Here is a 20,288-nt window from a genome sequence, read left to right on the forward strand (position 1 = left end):
CAGACGGAGCGGGCGTGCTCAGCATCACCCTGGACAGCTCACGTGACCGCCGGGTAACTTCTAACCAGGGCTGAGCAAGCGCTTAGCCGAGCCGAGCGAAGCCGACCAGGGAGGCACCCCGTGCGCCGTACGGTATTCAACGAGGACCACGAGGCGTTCCGGGAGACCATCCGCGCCTTCATCGCGGCCGAGGTCGTGCCGGTGTACGACGAGTGGTTCGCGGCCGGCCAGGCCCCGCGCGACTTCTACCTCAAGCTCGGCGAGCTGGGCGTCTTCGGGATCAACGTGGACGAGGAGTACGACGGCGCGGGCATCGACTCGCACAAGTACGAGGCCGTCATCTACGAGGAGACCGCCCGCGCGGGCGTGTCCTTCGGCGGCTCCGGGGTGCACACGCTGCTCGGCCTGCCCTACATCAAGATGCTCGCCACCGACGAGCAGAAGAAGCGCTGGCTGCCGAAGTTCACCACCGGCGAGGAGATGTGGGCCCTCGCGATGACCGAGCCGGGCACCGGTTCCGACGTCGCGGGCATGAAGACCACCGCCAAGCTCTCCGAGGACGGCACGCACTACGTCCTCAACGGCGCCAAGACCTTCATCACCGGCGGTGTGCACGCCGACCGGGTCATCGTCTGCGCCCGTACCTCCGCCCCGCGCGAGGACGACCGCCGCTTCGGCATCTCGCTGTTCGCCGTCGACACCAAGTCCGAGGGCTACTCGGTCGGCCGCAAGCTCGACAAGCTGGGCCTGAAGGTCTCCGACACCGCGGAGCTGGCGTTCGTCGACGTCAAGGTCCCGGCGGAGGACCTCCTCGGTGAGGAGAACAAGGGCTTCGGCTACCTCGGCACCAACCTGGCCTCCGAGCGCTGGGGCATCGCCTTCGGCGCGTACGCGCAGGCCGCGGCGGCTGTCCGGTTCGCCAAGGAGTACGTGCTCGACCGCACCGTCTTCGGCAAGACCGTCGCCTCGTTCCAGAACACCAAGTTCGAGCTGGCCGCCTGCCAGGCCGAGGTGGACGCGGCCCAGGCCGTCGCCGACCGTGCGCTGGAGGCGCTGGACGCCGGTGAGCTGACCGCCGCGGAGGCCGCCTCCGCGAAGCTGTTCTGCACCGAGGTCGCGCACCGCGTGATCGACCGCTGCCTCCAGCTGCACGGCGGCTACGGCTTCATGAACGAGTACCCGATCGCCCGCCTGTACGCGGACAACCGGGTCAACCGGATCTACGGCGGCACCAGCGAGGTCATGAAGTCGATCATCGCCAAGTCCATGGGCCTGTAGAGCGGCTACGTTCTCTCCATGAGCACCGCACACGACCCCCTGCACGATCTGCTCCAGTTGCTCGACCTGGAGCAGATCGAGCGGGACATCTTCCGGGGCACGAGCCGTTCGGCGCTCGTGCCCCGCGTCTTCGGCGGACAGGTCGCGGCCCAGGCGCTGGTCGCCGCGGGCCGCACTGTCCCCGCCGACAGGAGCGCCCACTCGCTGCATTCGTACTTCCTGCGGGCGGGCGACCCCGGCGCGCCGATCGTCTACAGCGTCGACCGCATCCGGGACGGGCGCTCCTTCACCACCCGGCGGGTCGTCGCCGTCCAGCACGGGCAGCCGATCTTCCACCTCTCCGCGTCCTTCCAGACGTACGAGGCGGGCCTGGAGCACCAGGCGGCCATGCCGGCCGCGCCGGACCCGGAGACGCTGCCCACGGCCGCCGAGATGCTGCCGCGCTACGCGGACCGGTTCAGCGACCCCGGTGTCGTGGACCGGCTCATCGAGGCGCGGGCGGCGGTCGACCTGCGGTACGTGGACGCGCCGCCGTTCGGCACCGTCGGGGAGTCGCGCGAGCCCCGCTCGCAGGTGTGGTTCCGTACCAACGGCAAGCTCGCCGACGATCCGCTGCTGCACGTCTGCATGGCGACGTACGTCTCCGACATGACGCTCCTCGACTCGGTGCTCCTGGCCCACGGGCGCGGCGGCTGGGCGGTCGGTGACGTGGTGGGCGCGAGCCTGGACCACGCGATGTGGTTCCACCGGCCGTTCCGGGCCGACGAATGGCTGCTGTACGACCAGGAGTCGCCGTCCGCGTCCGGCGGGCGCGGGCTGGGCCAGGCCCGTATCTACACACAGGACGGCCGCCTCGCGATCACCGTCATCCAGGAGGGCGTCATCCGGGTCCCCCGGAAGGGCTGAACGGTCCCCCGGGAGGCCTGAACGGTCCCCCGGGAGGTCCTGAACCGGCCGCACGGCCGTGCGTCGGACATGCCCGGCCCGGCTGCGGACATACTCCCCACCATGAGTGACGAGAAATCAGCGGGTGGGGAGTCCACGTTCACGGTCGTCGTCGCCGCGTTGGCCAACCTCGGCATCGCCGTGGCGAAGGCCGTCGCGGGGCTGATCAGCGGATCGAGCGCGATGCTCTCCGAGGCGGCGCACTCGGTCGCCGACACCGTCACCGAGGTGCTGCTGCTCACCGCGCTCAAGCGCAGCGAGAAGCCCGCCGACGAGGAACACCCACTGGGGTACGGCCCCGAGCGGTACATCTGGGCGATGCTCGCCTCCGTCGCCACCTTCGTCGGCGGCGCGGTCTTCTCGATCTACGACGGTGTGCACACCCTGGTCGCGGGCGAGGACCTCGGTGATCCGCTCGTCTCGTACATCGTGCTCGCCATCGCCTTCCTGCTGGAGGGCTTCTCGTTGCGCACCGGGCTGCGCCAGGTGCGCGGCGAGGCGGCCCGGCTGGGCGCCGCCCCGGCCCGCTACTTCCGCCGCACGCCCGACACCGCGGTCAAGGCCGTGGTGATGGAGGACTCGGCGGCCCTGGCCGGACTGCTGCTGGCCGCGGGCGGACTGCTCGGCGGCCAGCTGTCCGGCTCGGGTGTGTGGGACGGGGTCGCTTCGGTCCTGATCGGCGTCCTGCTCGTGTACGTGGCCTGGGTGCTCGGCCGTTCGAACGCCCAGCTGCTGATCGGCCGTCCGGTCCCGCAGTCGATGCGGACCGGGATGCGGGAGGAACTGCTCTCGGTGCCGCACATCATCGAGGTGCTGGAGCTGACCACCCTCATCCAGGGGCCGACCGAGATCCTGGTCGCCGCGAAGGTCGACTTCCGGGACGTGGCCAGTGCCGAGCAGGTGGAGTGGGCCTGCGAGGAGGCGGAGCAGCAGTTGCGGGAGCGGTACCCGTCGATCCAGCGCGTCTATCTGGACCCGACGCCCGGGGTGGCGCAGCGCCGCCGAGCGCGTGCCGCCGGAGGCAATCCGGTGGTCGGGCCCGGAGACGGGAAAGGCAACGGGGACGGCGGAGGGCTGTTCACCGACCGCCTGGAGGACTGAATTGGGCCGACCGGGGGCCGGTACCGGTTGCGTTGCGCCGTCCGGCCCGTCAGGCCGTCGCTCCCGCCTCCGTCACCACGTCGTGGCGAGCCGGGCCGCCACCGCGGCGAGCACGATGAGGGCGACGTTGAGGCCGATCGCCGCCGCCATCGCGAGGCCGGGCGCGATCCCGGTGAGGGGCGGCAGTACGAGGCCTGCGGCCCCGTAGCGAACAGGAGCCGCCGATGTCGAAGTACCGCGACAGCTGCCTCATCAGTACGAGCTCACCGCCACCGGGCGCCCCCTGATCGGGCCCACCGTGAAGCCGGCCGCGTGGGCCGTCGACCACAACCCCGGCATCGAGCGGAACCAGGCCGCCTACGACTCCCGGCAGCCCTGACCCGACGCCGGACCGTCAGAGCAGTCCGGCCGCGTCCAGCAGGTACTCCGTCATCGGGTCGTAGAACCGCGGGTCCAGCACGTGGTCGTCCAGCGGGACGGCCACCTGGAGGGTGCCCTCGGCCTCCCCCAGGAACAGCGCCGGGTCGTTGCAGTCCGCGTAGCCGATGGCGTCCAGCCCGCGCTGCGCCGCGCATCCGGCCCAGCCGTGGTCGGCGACGACCAGGTCGGGCATGGGGCGGCCCTCCCGCTCCATGCCGTCCAGGATCGCCGCCATCGGGGCCGGGGAGTGGGTGTGCCAGAGCGTCGCGCCGCGCTCCTGGACGGCGACGTCCGCGAACTGGAAGACCATGCCCTCGTCCGCCATCAGCCCGGACGGGATCCGGACGATCTCGCAGCCCGCGGCCCGCAGGGCGGCCGCCGTCTGCCGGTGGACGTCCAGCAGCCCGCCCGGGTGACCGGTGGCGAACAGCACCCGCTCCGAGCCGTCGGCCGCCTTGCGCAGCCTGGCCGCCGCCCGGTCCAGGGCGTCGACGGTGAGCTCGGGGTCGATGGTGTCCTGGCCGAACCGGTGCTCCGGGTCGTCGCTGACCCCGCACCGCTCGGCCATCACGGCCAGCACGTCCTGCTCGTCGCGCCACCGGTCGCCCAGCTCCAGGCCCAGCCAGAAGTGGCGGTCGCCGTTGGCTAGCTTGCGGTAGTGGGAGAGGTTGTTGTCGCGCGGAGTGGCGACGTCTCCGGCTATACGCGTACGGACGAGCTGTTCGACGAGGGCGGCGCGGCTGGGTATCGGCATGAACCCATTGTGCCGTCAGGTGTGCGCAGTGTGCCGTTCGCATGAAGCATCGCGCCGCCGGCCGGAGGCGCCGCGCCGCCTGCGGGAGGCGAACGGTCCGCCGGGAGCGCCGTTCCGCAGCCCCCGAATGGCCCTCCCGGGATGTTGGGTGACTGTTAACCCATGTGTGACCTGGAACTTTCCGCTCCATCCGGACGGGATCATGAAATAGGTCCAGACCACTCCCGGAAGTTTCACGGACCCCTCCCTCCGCGCCGGACCGACGTCTCACACTTCGATCATGAACAATTGGTCTATACCTTTGGCGCTAGGGTGGGTCCCCCGATACCGGGACATGCACATCTGTGGGGGCTTTATGACCGTGCATCACTTACCTCAACCTCCGTCCGACGAAGAGCTCTACTGGTACTTCGGGCCGCAGCGCCGCTGGGTACTCATCAGCTCCTCGCTCGCCTTCGTGCTCACGGCGGCGACCATGCTCACCTTCGCCCTGCGCACCCCCGCCCTGTGGGCCTTTCTCGCGGTGCTCTCCCTGAACGTCGTCGCCCTGGCGCTCTCCTCCGTCAACAGCCTGCGCCAGCGCCGGCTCACCAGGCGCTCGCACGAAGTGCTCGTACACGCCTGGCACCCGGCCGAGCTGCCGGGCGTGGACCTCTACCTGCCGACCTGCGGGGAACCGCTCCCGGTCCTGGAGAACGCCTACCGGGCCGTCGCGGACCTGGACTGGCCCGGCGCGCTGACCGTCTGGGTGCTCGACGACGCGGACAGCCCCGACGTGGCCGCGCTCGCGGCCCGCTTCGGCTACCGCTACGTCGTACGGCCCGACCGGGGGAAGCTGAAGAAGGCGGGCAACCTCAATCACGCGCTCACCCTGAGCCACGCGGAGTACATCGCCATCCTGGACGCCGACTTCGCGCCCCGGCCGGACTTCCTCCGCCATCTCGTGCCGTACCTGGCCGACCCGGGCGTCGGCATCGTGCAGAGCCCGCAGTGCTTCGACACCGACGGGACGATGGAGTGGATCCAGCGCGCCGCCGGATCGGCCCAGGAGTGGTTCTTCCGCTGGATCCAGCCGTCCCGGGACGCGAGCGACGCGGCGATCTGCTGCGGCAGCAACGCGGTCTACCGGCGCAGCGCCATCGATCTGGCCGGCGGCTTCGCCCGGCTCGACCACAGCGAGGACCTGTACACCGGACTCGCCCTGTACGAGCAGGGGTTCCGGATCCTGTACGTGCCGGTGCTGGTGGCCAAGGGCACCTCGCCGGACAACCTGGCCTCCTACCTCAACCAGCAGTACCGCTGGGCGATGGGCAACCTGCATCTGATCGGGACCCCGGTCCTGAAACGGATCGGCGCCCCCTGGCGGATGCGGCTCTGCTTCCACGAGGGCGTCGTCGGCTACCTGACGACGGTGGTGAACACCTTCGCGGCCCCGCTGCCGCCGCTGGTGATGATGTTCTGGTACCCGGACGACATCCGGCCCTGGCACGTGCTGCCGCTGCTCGCGCCGCTGTGGCTGTGGCACGTGCTGCTGCCCCGGATCAGCCGGACCCGCTGGCGGATCGAGGTGATCCGGGCCAACGTCCTGATGAGCGTGGCCGCCGGGGCCGCGTTCCTGCACACCCTGCGCGGCCACAGCGCGGCGTGGGTGCCCACCGGGGCCGGCGGCGGGAAACCGGGCACCATGGCGCGGCGGGTGGTCCTCGTCTCGCTCGGCTGGCTCTGCTGCTCCACCGGGGCGGCGGCGGGCGGCCTCGCCCTCGCCGTCGCCCGCAACGGCTGGGAGCCCAACTGGGGGCTCGGCCTCTATCTGCTGGTGCAGTTCCAGATCAACGTTCCCCTGATCAGGGACCTGGTGCGGGAGCTACGCCCCGCTGCCGCCGCCCGAAGGACCGCACCGGCCCGGCGGGGCGGCCGCTCCGTGCTGCCCAGACGCTGGCCCGAAACGCTGGCCGTGACGGTCACGCTCCTGCTCACCGCCCTGCTCGCGTCCGGCTGGGTCGATCCGATGCTGCCCTGGCTGAGCTGAAAGGCCTCGAACGATGCCCACCCTCGCCCCTTCCGCCCCCCGGTCCGGGAGCAGCGCCGCCCCCGCACCGCCGCCCGGCGGCACGGGCCCCCGCAGGCCCGCGTTCCGCCCCGATATCGAGGGGGTGCGCGCCTTCGCCGTCCTGTCGGTCCTCGCCTTCCACGCGTCCGTGCCCGCCCTGGCCGGCGGCTTCGTCGGCGTGGACGTCTTCTTCGTCATATCCGGCTACCTGATCACCGGGCTGCTGGTGCGGGAGGCCGTCACGACCGGCCGGATCCGGCTGGGTGAGTTCTTCGCGCGCCGGGCCCGCCGGCTGCTGCCCTCGGCCGCCGTGGTGCTGGTCGCGGTCGCGGTGGCCGGGGCGTGGCTGACCGTCCCGCTGCGGCGCACGGGCCTGGAGAACGACGTGGTGGCGGCGGCCCTGTCCGTGGCCAACTGGCGGTTCGTCCAGCAGCGGACCGACTATCTCGCAGCCGGGCAGGACGAGAGCCCGCTGCTGCACTTCTGGTCGCTCGCGGTGGAGGAGCAGTTCTATCTGTGCTGGGCCCCGTTGCTCGCCCTGCTCGCGGTCCTCGCCGCGCGTGCGGCCCGCCGGGGACGTGCGCTGCGGCCGGCGGCGCTCGCTCTCACCGCCCTGCTGACGCTCGGCAGCTTCGCACTCTCGCTGAGCTGGACGGGCGACTCCGTCTCCCTGGCGTACCTCGGAACGCCTTCGCGCGTCTGGCAGTTCGGTACGGGCGCGCTGCTGGCGCTGCTGCCGTGGCATCTGCTGCGCGGGCCGCGTGCGCTGCGGCTGCTGTGCGGGTGGGCGGGGGCGGCGGCGCTCGTATGGTGCGTACTGCGCTACGACGCCTCGACGCCGTACCCCGGATACGCGGCGCTCGTCCCGACCCTGGCCACGGCCGCGGTCATCCTGTCCGGCACCCCGGGGCGGCGACCGGACAAGGCGGCCGGGTACCGGGCGGGGGCCGGGGTCGGGCGGCTGCTGGCGATGCGGGCTCCCGGGGCCGTCGGCCGGCTCTCGTACACCCTGTACCTCTGGCACTGGCCGGTGCTCGTCCTGGCCGAGGCCCGCTTCGGTCACCTCGACTGGCCCGCGAGGACGGCTCTGATGCTGGCCTCCGTGCTGCCGGCCGCAGCGACCGCGCGCTGGGTGGAGCGGCCGCTGAGGCACAGCCGTACGCTCTTCGAACTGCCCCGGCGGGGGCTGTCGCTGGGCCTCGCCGCCGTGCTCGTACCGGTGGTCCTGGCGCTGGTCGTGGGCACCACCACGCTGCATCTGCTGGGCCCGGCCGCGCCGGTCGACGTGAAGGGGCTGCCGCCGGGAGCGGCCGCCGGCCCCACGCTGCTGGCCAGGACCGGTACGCCGCTCACCGGCGGCCCCGTGGTGCCGAGCCCCGTGCAGGCCCGCCAGAGCTTCCCGCCGGACGGGGCCTGCGAGGTGGCGCCGCCCGTGACGAGCAGCCCGCCCTGCCTGTTCGGGGCGGCGGACAGCGCGCACCGGGTCGTCCTGCTCGGCGACTCGCACGCCGGGCAGTGGTTCTCGCCGCTGCTCAGTCTCGCGGCCAAGCGCGGCTGGGCCCTCCAGGAGCTGGTGAAGCAGGGCTGCCCGTTGCCCGAAATACCGGTGGTGAACCCGCAGTTGGGGCGTACGTACCACGAGTGCGACAGCTGGCGGGCCGACAGCCTGGCCCGGCTCCGCGAGGGGCCGAAGCCCGAGCTGATAGTGATCGGTTCGCTGAACCGGTACACCGATGACCAGCGGCTGCTGCTCAGGGGCTGGGAGAAGACCCTGAAGCCGCTGCGCGCGCTCGGGGTTCCGGTGGTCTACATCGAGGACACCCCGGTGCCGGGTACCGATGTCCCGGCGTGCGTCTCCGGGCACCTCACGGACCCGGCGGCCTGCGCCTTCGACGCCAAGAAGGCCCGGTGGCCCGATCCGCTGGCGCGCGGGGCGGCGGCCGGCACGCTGCCCGGAGTGCGGACCGTGGAGGTGAACTCGGTGCTGTGCCCGGCCGCGCGGCCCGTCTGCCCGGCGGTCCTGGACCGGATCCTGCTCTACCGGGACGACGCCCATCTGACCGATGCCGCGGCCGTGGTGCTGGCGCCCCGCCTCGAACGGCTGCTCATGGGGGCCGGCGCACCGGCGGCGGGCGGCTGGACCCGGCTGCTGCACGAGGAGTTCGACGGCCCCGCGGGCAGCCGCCCGGCCGCGTCCCGCTGGAGTTACGACCGGGGCACCTGCTATCCGGGCTGCCCGGCCCCGCAGTGGGGCACCGGGGAGACCGAGACGATGACGGACTCCACGGACAACGTCCGCCTCGACGGGAAGGGGGCACTGGAGATCGTGCCCACCCGGCGCGAGGGCCGCTGGTACTCGGGCCGTATCGAGTCCAGGCGCTCCGATTTCGCCCCGCCCCCCGGGGGCGTCCTGCGGATCGAGGCGTCGATCGCCCTGCCGGACGTCACGGGCCCGGCGGCGGGCGGCTACTGGCCGGCCTTCTGGACCCTGGGCGCCGGGCTGCGCGACGGGTACACGGGCTGGCCCGGCATCGGTGAGCTCGACGTGATGGAGTCCGTCAACGGCCGGGACGCCGTCTTCGGCACCATGCACTGCGGCACCCTGGACGGCGGTCCGTGCAAGGAGCCGATGGGGCTCAGCTCGCCGCGTCAGAAGTGCTCCGGCTGTCGCGGCGCGTTCCACTCGTACGCCGTGGAGGTCGACACCGCACCCGGTGCGCGGGAGGTTCGCTGGTATCTGGACGGCCGGGTCTACCACCGGGTGAAGGCGTCCGGCATGGACGCGGCCACCTGGGAGCGGGCGGTGACGCGGGGCCAGTTCCTGATCCTGAACGTGGCGATGGGCGGGGCGCTGCCGGCCGCCGACGGCGCCGCGCCGGGTCCCGCGACGGAGCCCGGTCACCCGATGCGGGTGGCGGAGGTCAGCGTGTCGGCCCGGGGACCGGCCGGGTCGAGTAGGTGATCCGCGTCAGGTGGTAGTACCGCGCCGTGCAGACGGCCGGCCAGGCGCTGCGGCCGTGGTCCCCGAACGGGTCGCGCATCTGCCCCACGGAGGCCGGTGCGTACGGCAGGACGTGTGCGCCCTCGGCCGCCTCCTGGCGCAGCCACCGGTCCTGGCGGTCCCAGTGGCGGGCCCGTACGTCCATGTCGTGGGCCAGGCCCGTCAGCGGAACGAACAGTCCCACGCAGACCGCCGCGCAGAGCAGCGCCGCCGCCCCCGTGACGAGGGGGACGGCGGCGGTGCCCCGCGCGCGGGTGCGCAGGGCGTTGCCGAGCAGGGCGCCGAGTCCGGCGAGGAGCAGCACGAACAGGAAGAGGTAGTCGTTCCAGGTGCGGGTGCCATACGTCATCATGTTGTGCTCGAAGGCCGGGAGGGTGATGAGCGTGCAGAGGTACCCGGACACCAGGAACGCCGCCACCGCCGCCAGGGCCGGAACCAGCGGACGGCCGCGCAGGGGCCCGTCGGCGGCCGGGCCGCTCTCGCGCAGCAGCAGCCCCAGCAGGACGCCGACGGCGAGCGCGCCCAGGTAGGTCCAGGTGGTGAGGACGGTCCCCAGGATGTCGCCGAAGGTCCGCAGCGCGTCGGCCAGCGATCCGGTGTCGACGACGGACGTGGCGCCGGTGCCGAACCGGTCACGGCGGTGCCGGGAGCCCGGCGAGGTGTAGATGATGACCAGCCCCGCCACCAGGGCGCCCAGCGCGACGCCGCACCAGAGCCGGGTGCGGTGGCGGCCGGGTCCGGGCCGCGACCGGAGGCTGAGCAGCAGCACGGTGCAGAGCAGGACGCCCGCGACGATCGACGTCCCCTCCGAGAGGGTGCCGATGAACAGCCCGGCCACGACGGCGACGCACAGCGCGAGGATCCGCCCCCGGCGCGACCGGGCCCGCAGCAGTGGGATCACCGCCGCGGCGGCCAGGGCGGGGGCCACGGTGTGCGAGACGGAGGAGGCGGGCCAGTAGAACGTCTTGTACGTGTTGGGGGTGGCGAAGAAGAACACCGCGGCCGTCATCGACGCGACGAGCAGCGGCACTCCGCGCGGCGCGGTCCGCCCGGCGCTGTGCAGCGCGGCCGGGATCAGCGCCCACAGCACGGCGAGGATCAGCAGCCCGCTGACGGTGGCGTACCACTGGTGGCCCGCCACACCGCCGGCCCCGTAGAGCGCGACCATCAGGGCGTTGGCGACGCGCCCGTTGTCGTCCAGGTAGAACTTCCCGATCATGCCGGAGACGCCGTCGTCGCGCAGGACGGGCAGGAAGCACCAGTCGTCGCCGCCCGGCCGCACCAGCCGGCCGATCCAGAAGGACGCGGCGAGCAGGGCGAGCGGGAACACCGTGAGCACGGCCGCCCAGAGCGGCTGCCGGGGCCCCGGTGTCCTCGGGGGCCGTACGCCGCCCGCCGTTCCGGATGGTTCCGCGGTCATGGATGTGCCGGTTCCCTTCGTGCGGTGCCGCTGCGTACGGGGGCCGTGCCGCGGGCGCTGTGTGCGGGGTCAGTCGCCGGGGCGGCCGGTGCGGCCGCCGGGCAGTGGTTCCGGCTGGGAGACGGCCGCGCCGGAGGTGATGGCCCACCGGGCGATCACGAAGGAGAACGGGGTGGCGAGAATTCCGGCGGTCAGCGCGGCGATGTTCTTTCCCATGCCCAGATGGCTCACTCCGACATAGAGCAGCGCCCCGGAAAGGACGAGATTGACGAGACTCGACAGCGGAAAGCGGACGAAGGCCCGCCACGTCGGACTCGTCCGGCAGGTGATGTAGGAGTTGAGCAGGAAGGAGCCGACAATGCTGACGCAATAGCCGATGACATGGGCGGTCAGATAGGGAATCCAGTGGTTGAGTGTCGCGTAGACGCTCAGATAGACCGCGGTATTGACGACGCCGATCATGGCGAAGGTGATGAATTGGCGCACGGTCCGCGAACGGCCGCTGCCGAAGGCGCTCGCGCCGCCGCCTCTCACCCGTAACGGCCGCTCCGGTGCGGCGGGAGGGGCGGGGGCGGGCTGTTCGCTGGTCTCCCGGATCAGGTAGTGCGGGCGGTTCTTCGTCTCGCAGTAGATCCGGCCGACGTACTCACCGACGATGCCGAGCGTGGCCAGCTGGATCCCGCCGAGTGCCACGACCGCGGTGAGCAGGGAGGCGTATCCGGGGACCCCCACCCCGTGGCGTGCCACCTCCACGATGATCCACAGGGCGTACCCCATCGCGGCCAGGGCCATCAGGAGGCCGGCGTAGACGGCGAGGCGCAGGGGGCGGTTGTTGAAGGAGATCAGTCCGTCGATGCCGTAGTTGAGCAGCCGCCTGCTGCCCCACTTCGAGCGTCCGGCCACCCGCTGGGCGTTGTGATAGGTGAAGCTGGTGGTGTCGAAGCCGATCCAGGAGAAGATCCCCTTGGAGAACCGGTTGGACTCGGGGAGCGCGAGGACGCTGTCGACCGCACGGCGGGACAGCAGCCGGAAGTCCCCCTCGCCGTCGACCACCGAGACGTCCATGAAGTGCCCCATGACGCGGTAGTAGCAGCGGCTCGCGTACGAACGCAGGGCTCCCTCGCCGTCGCGGTCGCGCCGGGCGATCACCTGGTCGTATCCGTGCCCGCTCAACTCCATCATGCGGGGCAGGAGTTCGGGCGGGTGCTGGAGGTCGGCGTCCATGAGCACCACCGAGTCCCCGCAGGACATCCGGAGTCCGGCGAGCATGGCGGCCTCCTTGCCGAAATTACGGCTGAAGGCGGTGTACCGGACCCGTTCGTCGACGGCTGCCAGGCGGATCAGTTCGGCGCGGGTGAGATCCTCGCTGCCGTCGTCGACGTAGCAGACCTCGAAACTCTGCCCGGTCGGTTCGAGGGCGGTGACCAGCGCGTGGTGAAACGCCTTGACGGCCTCTTCCTCGTTATAACAGGGGACGACGATCGATACCTGGCAGTTTTTCATTCAATTCCCCATCAGGCGCGGACGCGACCGCTCCGAAGCCTATGTCCGCACCCTGCAGAAACAACTCAGGCGAATGGGAGTCGTGGGGAAAAGTCGGTAAGGATTCGCGACCGGTGGCCCGGGGCGGGCTATCCGTCGGCCTGTTCCGTAAGGCCGTCCGGTGCCGTCCACGCACCGCCCGCCGCGTCGAAGGCGCCCCGGGCCAGCCGGTGCAGCAGCGCGGCGGTGTCCGTACGGTCGGGCAGCGCGCCGGGGCGCCCCAGGTCCTGTGCGGAGTCCCCCCGCGGCGTCGCGGCGTCTGGCACCGCCGTCTCCGGCGTTGTCGTCGGTCGCCGACGCTCCGCGTCGACTCCCTTCTCCGCCTTGGATCCGACGGCACCAGACGCCGCTCCTTCTCCCGCGCTGGAACTCCGCACAGGACCCAGATGCGGGGTCGAGTTCAGCAGGCCGAAGACGGCGTGCACGGCGGCGCGCGCCTCGTGCTCGGGGAGGTTCGGGTAGAGGCCGCGGACGACGCCGACCCACACCTCCACGTACTGCCGCTGGAGCCGGCGCACCCGTTTGCGGTCGGTGTCCCGCAGCCGGTCCAGCTCCCGGTCGTGGAGGGTGATCAGGGGGCGGTCGTCGAGCGCGAAGTCGATGTGGCCCGCGATGAGCGCGTCCAGCAGCGCCTCGTGCGAACCGTCCCGGGAGGCCGCGTCCTCGGAGACGCGCAGCTCGCCGCCGGCCAGCAGCCGTTCGCTGATACCGACCAGCAGCTCCGCGAGCATCGCGTCCTTGCCGGGGAAGTGGCGGTAGAGGCCGGGGCCGCTGATACCGACGGCGGCGCCTATCTCGTCGACGCCGACGCCGTGGAAGCCGCGCTCGGCAAAGAGGCGCGCGGCCTCCTTGAGGATCTGCTCACGGCGGGTGGGAGCCGCGACGCGGGCGGCGGCATGGGTGCTCATGACCAATCATTCTAGACAGGCGCGTTAGCGGTCGTTAACCTGTGGCTGACGTTAACGCTCACTAACACAGCGGTACGGGCAAGGGGGCTCGACAGGATGCAGCAGGCACCGGTGCTGGCGAGCGCGGCCGATCCCGCCTCCGAGGCCTGGCAGGCCAACGAGGCGGCACATCACGCGCTCACCGACGAGCTGCGCAAGCGGCTCGCGACGGCCAGGCTCGGCGGGGGTGAGAAGGCCCGCGCCCGGCATGTGGCGCGCGGCAAGCTGCTGCCCCGGGAGCGGGTGGACACCCTGCTCGATCCGGGCTCGCCCTTCCTTGAGCTGGCCCCGCTGGCGGCCGAGGGGCTGTACGGGGGTTCGGCACCGGCCGCCGGGGTGATCGCGGGGATCGGCCGGGTCAGCGGCCGGGAGTGCGTGATCGTCGCCAATGACGCGACCGTCAAGGGCGGCACGTACTACCCGATGACCGTGAAGAAGCATCTGCGGGCCCAGGAGGTGGCGCTGGAGAACCGGCTCCCCTGCCTGTACCTGGTGGATTCGGGCGGCGCGTTCCTGCCGATGCAGGACGAGGTGTTCCCGGACCGGGAGCACTTCGGGCGGATCTTCTACAACCAGGCCCGGATGTCAGGGGCCGGGATTCCGCAGATCGCGGCGGTGCTCGGCTCCTGCACGGCCGGCGGGGCGTACGTCCCCGCGATGAGCGACGAGGCCGTGATCGTCCGGAACCAGGGCACGATCTTCCTGGGCGGGCCCCCGCTGGTGAAGGCCGCGACCGGCGAGGTCGTGACGGCGGAGGAGCTGGGCGGCGGCGAGGTCCACTCCCGCACCTCCGGGGTCACCGACCACCTCGCGGAGGACGACGCGCACGCGCTGCGGATCGTGCGGAACATCGTGGCCACCCTGCCGGACCGGGGCGCCCTGCCGTGGTCCGTGCAGCCGGCCGACGAGCCGAAGGTGGACCCCGCCGGTCTGTACGGGGCCGTCCCGGTCGACTCGCGCACCCCGTACGACGTACGGGAGGTGATCGCCCGGGTCGTCGACGGATCGCGGTTCGCGGAGTTCAAGGCCGAGTACGGCACGACGCTGATCACCGGCTTCGCGCACATCCACGGCCACCCGGTCGGGATCGTCGCCAACAACGGCATCCTGTTCTCCGAGTCCGCGCAGAAGGGCGCGCACTTCATCGAGCTGTGCGACCAGCGCGGCATCCCGCTGGTCTTCCTGCAGAACATCTCCGGCTTCATGGTCGGCCGCGACTACGAGGCCGGCGGCATCGCCAAGCACGGCGCGAAGATGGTCACCGCCGTCGCCTGCACCCGGGTGCCGAAACTGACCGTGGTGGTCGGCGGCTCCTACGGCGCGGGCAACTACTCGATGTGCGGCCGGGCCTACAGCCCCCGGTTCCTGTGGATGTGGCCCAACGCCAAGATCTCGGTCATGGGCGGCGAGCAGGCCGCGTCCGTCCTCGCCACGGTCAAGCGCGACCAGCTGGGCGACGGCTGGAGCGCCGAGGAGGAGGAGTCCTTCAAGGCCCCGATCCGCGAGCAGTACGAGACCCAGGGCAACGCGTACTACGCCACCGCCCGGCTCTGGGACGACGGTGTGATCGACCCGATGGAGACCCGGCAGGTGCTGGGGCTCGCCCTGACCGCCTGCGCCAACGCCCCGCTGGGCCAGAAGGATCAGACGCAGCCCGGTTTCGGCGTCTTCCGGATGTGAGGAAGAAATGACGATGTTCGACACTGTCCTCGTCGCCAACCGCGGCGAGATCGCGGTCCGGGTCATCCGGACGCTGCGCGAGCTGGGGGTGCGCTCGGTCGCCGTCTTCAGCGACGCGGACGCGGACGCCCGGCACGTACGGGAGGCCGATACGGCGGTACGGATCGGCCCCGCCCCGGCATCCGAGAGCTACCTCTCGGTGGACCGGCTGCTTGAGGCGGCCCGCCGCACCGGCGCGCAGGCCGTCCACCCCGGCTACGGCTTCCTCGCGGAGAACGCGGGCTTCGCCCAGGCGTGCGCGGACGCGGGCCTGGTCTTCATCGGGCCGCCCGCCGCCGCCATCGCGCTGATGGGCGACAAGATCCGGGCCAAGGAGACGGTCGCGGCGGCCGGCGTCCCGGTCGTCCCCGGCTCCACCGGAAGCGCCCTGACCGACGGCCAACTGGCCGACGCGGCACGCGAGATCGGCATGCCGGTGCTGCTGAAGCCCTCGGCGGGCGGCGGCGGCAAGGGCATGCGGCTGGTCCACGACGCGGCGCTGCTCACCGAGGAGATCGCGGCGGCCCGGCGCGAGGCGCGCGCCTCCTTCGGGGACGACACCCTGCTCGTGGAGCGGTGGATCGACCGGCCGCGCCACATCGAGATCCAGGTCCTGGCGGACGGGCACGGCAACGTCGTGCACCTCGGGGAGCGCGAGTGCTCGCTCCAGCGCCGCCACCAGAAGATCATCGAGGAGGCGCCCTCCGTCCTGCTCGACGAGTCGACCCGGGCGGCGATGGGCGAGGCCGCCGTGCGGGCCGCCCGCTCCTGCGGCTATGTCGGCGCGGGCACGGTGGAGTTCATCGTGCCGGGCGGCGACCCGGCCGCGTACTGCTTCATGGAGATGAACACCCGCCTCCAGGTGGAGCACCCGGTGACCGAGCTGATCACCGGCCTCGACCTGGTCGAGTGGCAGCTACGGGTCGCGTCGGGCGAACAACTCCCCTACGCCCAGCAGGACATCACCCTCACCGGGCACGCGGTCGAGGCCCGGGTCTGCGCCGAGGACCCGGCCCGCGGCTTCCTCCCCTCGGGCGGCACGGTGCTGGCGCTGCACGAGCCGCAGGGCGGCGGGGTGCGGACGGACTCGGGGCTCGGCGAGGGCGGCGAGGTCGGCAGCCTGTACGACCCGATGCTGTCGAAGGTGATCGCGTACGGCCCCGACCGGGCCACGGCCCTGCGCCGGCTGCGGGCGGCGCTCGCGGACACGGTGGTGCTGGGCGTCCCGACCAACGCGGGCTTCCTGCGCCGCCTCCTCGGCCACCCGGCGGTGGTGGCGGGCGACCTCGACACCGGCCTGGTGGAGCGCGAGGTGGACACGCTGGTGCCGGACGGGGTGCCGGAGGAGGTGTACGCGGCCGCCGCGCTGCTGCGGCAGCACTCCCCCGCACCCGCCCCGGGCCCGCGCACCTGGACCGACCCGTTCTCGGCCGGAGACGGCTGGCGCCTCGGCGGCACCCCGGCCCGCACGCCGCACCACTTCCACATCCCCGGCCACGAACCGGTGCAGGTGGGCCTGCGTCCGTGCGGCGCGGCCACCGAGCTGACCTTCGGCCACATCGGCGAGGGCGCGCGCCCACCGGCCCCCGACTCGGGCAGCTGCGGTCCGCTGGGCCCGCTGCCCGGCAGCGCGGAGACGGCCAGGATCATCACGGCGGACGAACGCCGGGTCACCCTCGAACTGGCCGGTGTCACCCACGCGTTCGCACACGCCGCGTCCCCGGAGGGCCGCTGGTTCGGCCGGGACGGCGACACCTGGCACGTCCGGGACCACGACCCGGTGGAGGCGTCGCTGACCGGCGCCGCCCGCTCCGGGGCCGACACCCTGGCCGCACCGATGCCCGGCACCGTCACGGTGGTGAAGGTGGCCGTCGGGGACGAGGTCGCGGCCGGGCAGAGCCTGCTGGTGGTGGAGGCGATGAAGATGGAGCACGTCATCTCGGCCCCGCACGCCGGCACCGTCACCGAACTCGACGTCACGGCCGGGACCACGGTCGCCATGGACCAGGTACTGGCCGTGGTCACCCCCGTGGCCGCCGCCGGGGAGGAAGCATGACGACGACCGCCCGCACCCTGCCGATGACCGTCCCCGATCCGGGCCTGCCCGCCCGGATCCGGATCCACGAGGTCGGCGCCCGCGACGGACTCCAGAACGAGAAGGCCGTCGTGCCGACCGAGGTCAAGGCGGAGTTCATCCGCCGCCTCGCGGTCGCCGGGCTCTCCACGATCGAGGCGACGAGCTTCGTCCACCCCAAGTGGGTTCCCCAACTGGCCGACGCAGAGGATCTCTTCCCCCTCCTCGGCGACATCGGGGACGTGGGCGACGTGGCACTTCCCGTCCTGGTGCCGAACGAACGGGGGCTGGACCGGGCACTCGCGCTCGGCGCCCGCCGGATCGCCGTCTTCGGCTCGGCCACGGAGACGTTCGCGGCCCGCAACCTCAACCGCACCGTCGACGAGTCGCTCGCCATGTTCGAGCCCGTCGTAACCCGCGCCAAGGCGGACCGGGTGCATGTGCGCGGCTACCTGTCGATGTGCTTCGGCGACCCGTGGGAGGGGGCCGTACCGGTCCCCCAGGTCGTCCGGGTGGCCAGGGCGCTGCTGGACCTCGGCTGCGACGAGCTGTCGCTCGGGGACACCATCGGCGTCGCCACGCCGGGCCACGTACGGGCGCTGCTGTCCGCTCTGAACGTGGCGGGGGTGCCCACGGACACGATCGGGGTGCACTTCCACGACACGTACGGGCAGGCCCTGTCCAACACCCTGGCCGCGCTCCGGCACGGCGTCACCACCGTGGACGCCTCGGCGGGCGGTCTCGGCGGCTGCCCGTACGCGAAGAGCGCGACCGGCAATCTCGCCACCGAGGATCTCGTGTGGATGCTCGACGGCCTCGGCATCGAAACCGGGGTCGACCTCGACGCGCTCACCGCCACCAGCGTGTGGCTCGCCGAACAACTGGGCCGACCCAGCCCGTCCCGCACCGTCCGTGCCCTCTCCCACAAGGAGCAGTGAATTCCCGATGTCCCTGGACCACCGGCTGACCGCCGAACACGAGGAACTGCGCCGCACCGTCGAGGCGTTCGCGCACGACGTGGTCGCACCGAAGATCGGTGACTTCTACGAGCGCCACGAGTTCCCGTACGAGATCGTGCGCGAGATGGGGCGGATGGGCCTGTTCGGGCTGCCGTTCCCGGAGGAGTACGGCGGGATGGGCGGCGACTACCTCGCGCTCGGGATCGCGCTGGAGGAGCTGGCCCGGGTCGACTCCTCGGTGGCGATCACCCTGGAGGCCGGGGTCTCGCTGGGTGCGATGCCGGTGTTCCGCTTCGGGACGGAGGAGCAGAAGCGGCAGTGGCTGCCCAGGCTCTGCGCGGGCGAGGCGCTCGGCGCGTTCGGCCTGACCGAGCCGAACGGCGGCTCCGACGCGGGCGGCACCCGGACGACGGCGGTGCTGGACGAGGCCACGGACGAGTGGGTGATCAACGGCTCCAAGTGCTTCATCACCAACTCCGGCACGGACATCACCGAACTGGTCACGGTGACGGCGGTGACGGGCCGCAAGGAGGACGGCCGTCCCCGGATCTCCGCGATCATCGTCCCCTCCGGCACCCCCGGCTTCACGGTCGCCGCCCCGTACTCCAAGGTCGGCTGGAACGCCTCGGACACCCGCGAGCTGTCCTTCACCGACGTCCGCGTCCCGGCGGCGAACCTCCTGGGCGAGGAGGGCCGCGGCTACGCGCAGTTCCTGCGGATCCTGGACGAGGGCCGGATCGCCATCGCGGCCCTGTCGACGGGCCTCGCGCAGGGCTGTGTGGACGAGTCGGTGAAGTACGCCGCCGAGCGGCACGCCTTCGGAAAGCCGATCGGCGCCAACCAGGCGATCCAGTTCAAGATCGCGGACATGGAGATGCGGGCCCACATGGCCCGCATCGGCTGGCGCGACGCGGCCTCCCGGCTGCTGGCGGACGAGCCGTTCAAGAAGGAGGCGGCGATCGCCAAGCTGTACTCCTCGACCGTCGCGGTGGACAACGCCCGCGAGGCGACCCAGATCCACGGCGGCTACGGCTTCATGAACGAGTACCCGGTGGCCCGGATGTGGCGCGACTCCAAGATCCTGGAGATCGGCGAGGGCACCAGCGAGGTCCAGCGGATGCTGATCGCCCGCGAGCTGGGGCTGCCGGGCTGAGACGGGGGACGACACGGGAGAGGCCGGGCCCCTGATCATGACCCGACACGCCGCGGCGCCTACTCGGGCGACGAGAGCCCCCGCGCCGAGCTCCGGCCGGGTCCGCAATTCGTTCGACACCGGCGACCCCACCCCCGGCAGTGTTCGTCCATGAAGCCGCAGCACTGGCCCCTGTACGGGCTCCGCATCCGCACTCCCCGACTGGAGCTCCGCCTCCCGGACCTGGAGCTGCTGGACGAGCTGGCCTCGGTCGCCGCCGACGGGGTGCACGCCCCGGACGCCATGCCGTTCACCGTCCCCTGGACCGACGCCTCGCCCGCCGGGCGCGGCCGGGCGGTGTTCCAGCACGTGCTGGCCTCCGTCGCCAACTGGTCTGAGCGGGACTGGTCGTTGAGCCTCGCGGTGCTGCACGAGGGCCGGGTGGTCGGGCGGCAGGACGTGATGGCGAAGGACTTCGCGGTGACCGGTGAGGTGAGCACCGGGTCCTGGCTGGGGCTCGCGTACCAGGGGCGGGGCATCGGCACCGAGATGCGGGGCGCCGCGCTCCATCTCGCCTTCGCAGGACTCGGGGCCCGTACGGCGGTCTCGTCCGCGATGACGGACAACCCGCGCTCGCTCGGCGTCTCGCGGCGGCTCGGCTACCTGCCGGACGGGCTGGAGACCGCCGCCCTGCGCGGCGCCCCCGTCACGCTGCAACGGCTGCGGCTGGAGCGCGAGCGGTGGGAGGAGCACCGCGCCGTCGACGTCACGGTGGAGGGGCTCGACGGGTGCCGTGCGCAGTTCGGCGGGTGAGACCGGCGGGGGCGGTGGCGGAGCGCTGACCGGGCGGGCTCGGGCGGTCCGGCCGGTCAGCCGCACAGAAGGTTAGGCTAACCTTCCTCGGGACCGGCTCAAGGCCGGTCCCCGGCCCGTACGAAAGTGGAAC

The 20,288-nt window shown here is 72.2% G+C and carries 14 protein-coding genes and 1 pseudogene; 10 read left to right on the forward strand and 5 right to left on the reverse strand.

Features of this window, described 5'->3' with window-relative positions:
• Positions 1-120 precede the first annotated feature (120 nt).
• The 3 genes from OG892_RS13385 (at position 121) to OG892_RS13395 (ending at position 3,324) form a co-directional block, all read left to right on the forward strand.
• A complete protein-coding gene (locus OG892_RS13385; RefSeq protein ID WP_327336958.1) occupies positions 121-1,278 on the forward strand; it encodes an acyl-CoA dehydrogenase family protein in 1,158 nt (385 codons plus the stop codon).
• 18 nt (positions 1,279-1,296) lie between these two features.
• Entirely contained in the window at positions 1,297-2,184 is an 888-nt protein-coding gene (locus tag OG892_RS13390; RefSeq protein WP_371629260.1) for an acyl-CoA thioesterase, read from the forward strand.
• 102 nt (positions 2,185-2,286) lie between these two features.
• Positions 2,287-3,324, forward strand: a complete 1,038-nt coding sequence (locus OG892_RS13395; RefSeq protein ID WP_371629261.1) for a cation diffusion facilitator family transporter — start codon at positions 2,287-2,289, stop codon at positions 3,322-3,324.
• Positions 3,325-3,396: 72 nt separating this feature from the next.
• Here OG892_RS13395 and OG892_RS13400 read toward each other — a convergent pair.
• Positions 3,397-3,528 (reverse strand): annotated as a pseudogene (locus OG892_RS13400) (DoxX family protein); the annotation flags it as partial.
• A gap of 190 nt (positions 3,529-3,718) precedes the next feature.
• Positions 3,719-4,498: a phosphatase gene (locus OG892_RS13405; protein WP_371629262.1), complete on the reverse strand. Its 780-nt coding sequence runs from the start codon at positions 4,496-4,498 to the stop codon at positions 3,719-3,721.
• 355 nt (positions 4,499-4,853) lie between these two features.
• Between OG892_RS13405 and OG892_RS13410 the strand changes: the two genes are divergently transcribed.
• Positions 4,854-6,527, forward strand: a complete 1,674-nt coding sequence (locus tag OG892_RS13410; protein WP_371629263.1) for a glycosyltransferase family 2 protein — start codon at positions 4,854-4,856, stop codon at positions 6,525-6,527.
• A gap of 13 nt (positions 6,528-6,540) precedes the next feature.
• Positions 6,541-9,510, forward strand: coding sequence for an acyltransferase family protein (locus tag OG892_RS13415; protein ID WP_371629264.1), 2,970 nt, complete (start codon positions 6,541-6,543; stop codon positions 9,508-9,510).
• On the opposite strand, the gene OG892_RS13420 is transcribed toward OG892_RS13415, so the two are convergent.
• From OG892_RS13420 to OG892_RS13430, 3 genes are all read right to left on the reverse strand, one after another.
• Positions 9,470-10,969, reverse strand: coding sequence for a DUF6056 family protein (locus OG892_RS13420; RefSeq protein ID WP_371629265.1), 1,500 nt, complete (start codon positions 10,967-10,969; stop codon positions 9,470-9,472). The two genes, OG892_RS13415 and OG892_RS13420, sit on opposite strands and share 41 nt — an antisense overlap.
• Positions 10,970-11,038: 69 nt before the next feature.
• Positions 11,039-12,472: a glycosyltransferase gene (locus OG892_RS13425; protein ID WP_371629266.1), complete on the reverse strand. Its 1,434-nt coding sequence runs from the start codon at positions 12,470-12,472 to the stop codon at positions 11,039-11,041.
• Positions 12,473-12,600: 128 nt separating this feature from the next.
• Positions 12,601-13,419, reverse strand: coding sequence for a TetR/AcrR family transcriptional regulator (locus tag OG892_RS13430; RefSeq protein ID WP_371629267.1), 819 nt, complete (start codon positions 13,417-13,419; stop codon positions 12,601-12,603).
• 96 nt (positions 13,420-13,515) lie between these two features.
• On the opposite strand from OG892_RS13430, the gene OG892_RS13435 reads away from it, so the two are divergent.
• The 5 genes from OG892_RS13435 (at position 13,516) to OG892_RS13455 (ending at position 20,155) form a co-directional block, all read left to right on the forward strand.
• Positions 13,516-15,138: a carboxyl transferase domain-containing protein gene (locus OG892_RS13435; RefSeq protein ID WP_328866994.1), complete on the forward strand. Its 1,623-nt coding sequence runs from the start codon at positions 13,516-13,518 to the stop codon at positions 15,136-15,138.
• Positions 15,139-15,151: 13 nt separating this feature from the next.
• Positions 15,152-17,233, forward strand: coding sequence for a biotin carboxylase N-terminal domain-containing protein (locus OG892_RS13440; protein ID WP_371629268.1), 2,082 nt, complete (start codon positions 15,152-15,154; stop codon positions 17,231-17,233).
• Positions 17,230-18,189: a hydroxymethylglutaryl-CoA lyase gene (locus tag OG892_RS13445; RefSeq protein WP_371629269.1), complete on the forward strand. Its 960-nt coding sequence runs from the start codon at positions 17,230-17,232 to the stop codon at positions 18,187-18,189. The genes OG892_RS13440 and OG892_RS13445 overlap by 4 nt, the downstream gene beginning before the upstream one ends.
• 7 nt (positions 18,190-18,196) lie before the next feature.
• Positions 18,197-19,363 (forward strand): acyl-CoA dehydrogenase family protein, encoded by a 1,167-nt coding sequence (locus tag OG892_RS13450; protein WP_371629270.1) that lies wholly within the window; start codon positions 18,197-18,199, stop codon positions 19,361-19,363.
• Positions 19,364-19,513: 150 nt separating this feature from the next.
• Entirely contained in the window at positions 19,514-20,155 is a 642-nt protein-coding gene (locus OG892_RS13455; RefSeq protein ID WP_371629271.1) for a GNAT family N-acetyltransferase, read from the forward strand.
• Positions 20,156-20,288 lie beyond the last annotated feature (133 nt).

This window comes from Streptomyces sp. NBC_00341 (genome assembly GCF_041435055.1).
Taxonomy (GTDB): Bacteria; Actinomycetota; Actinomycetes; order Streptomycetales; family Streptomycetaceae; genus Streptomyces.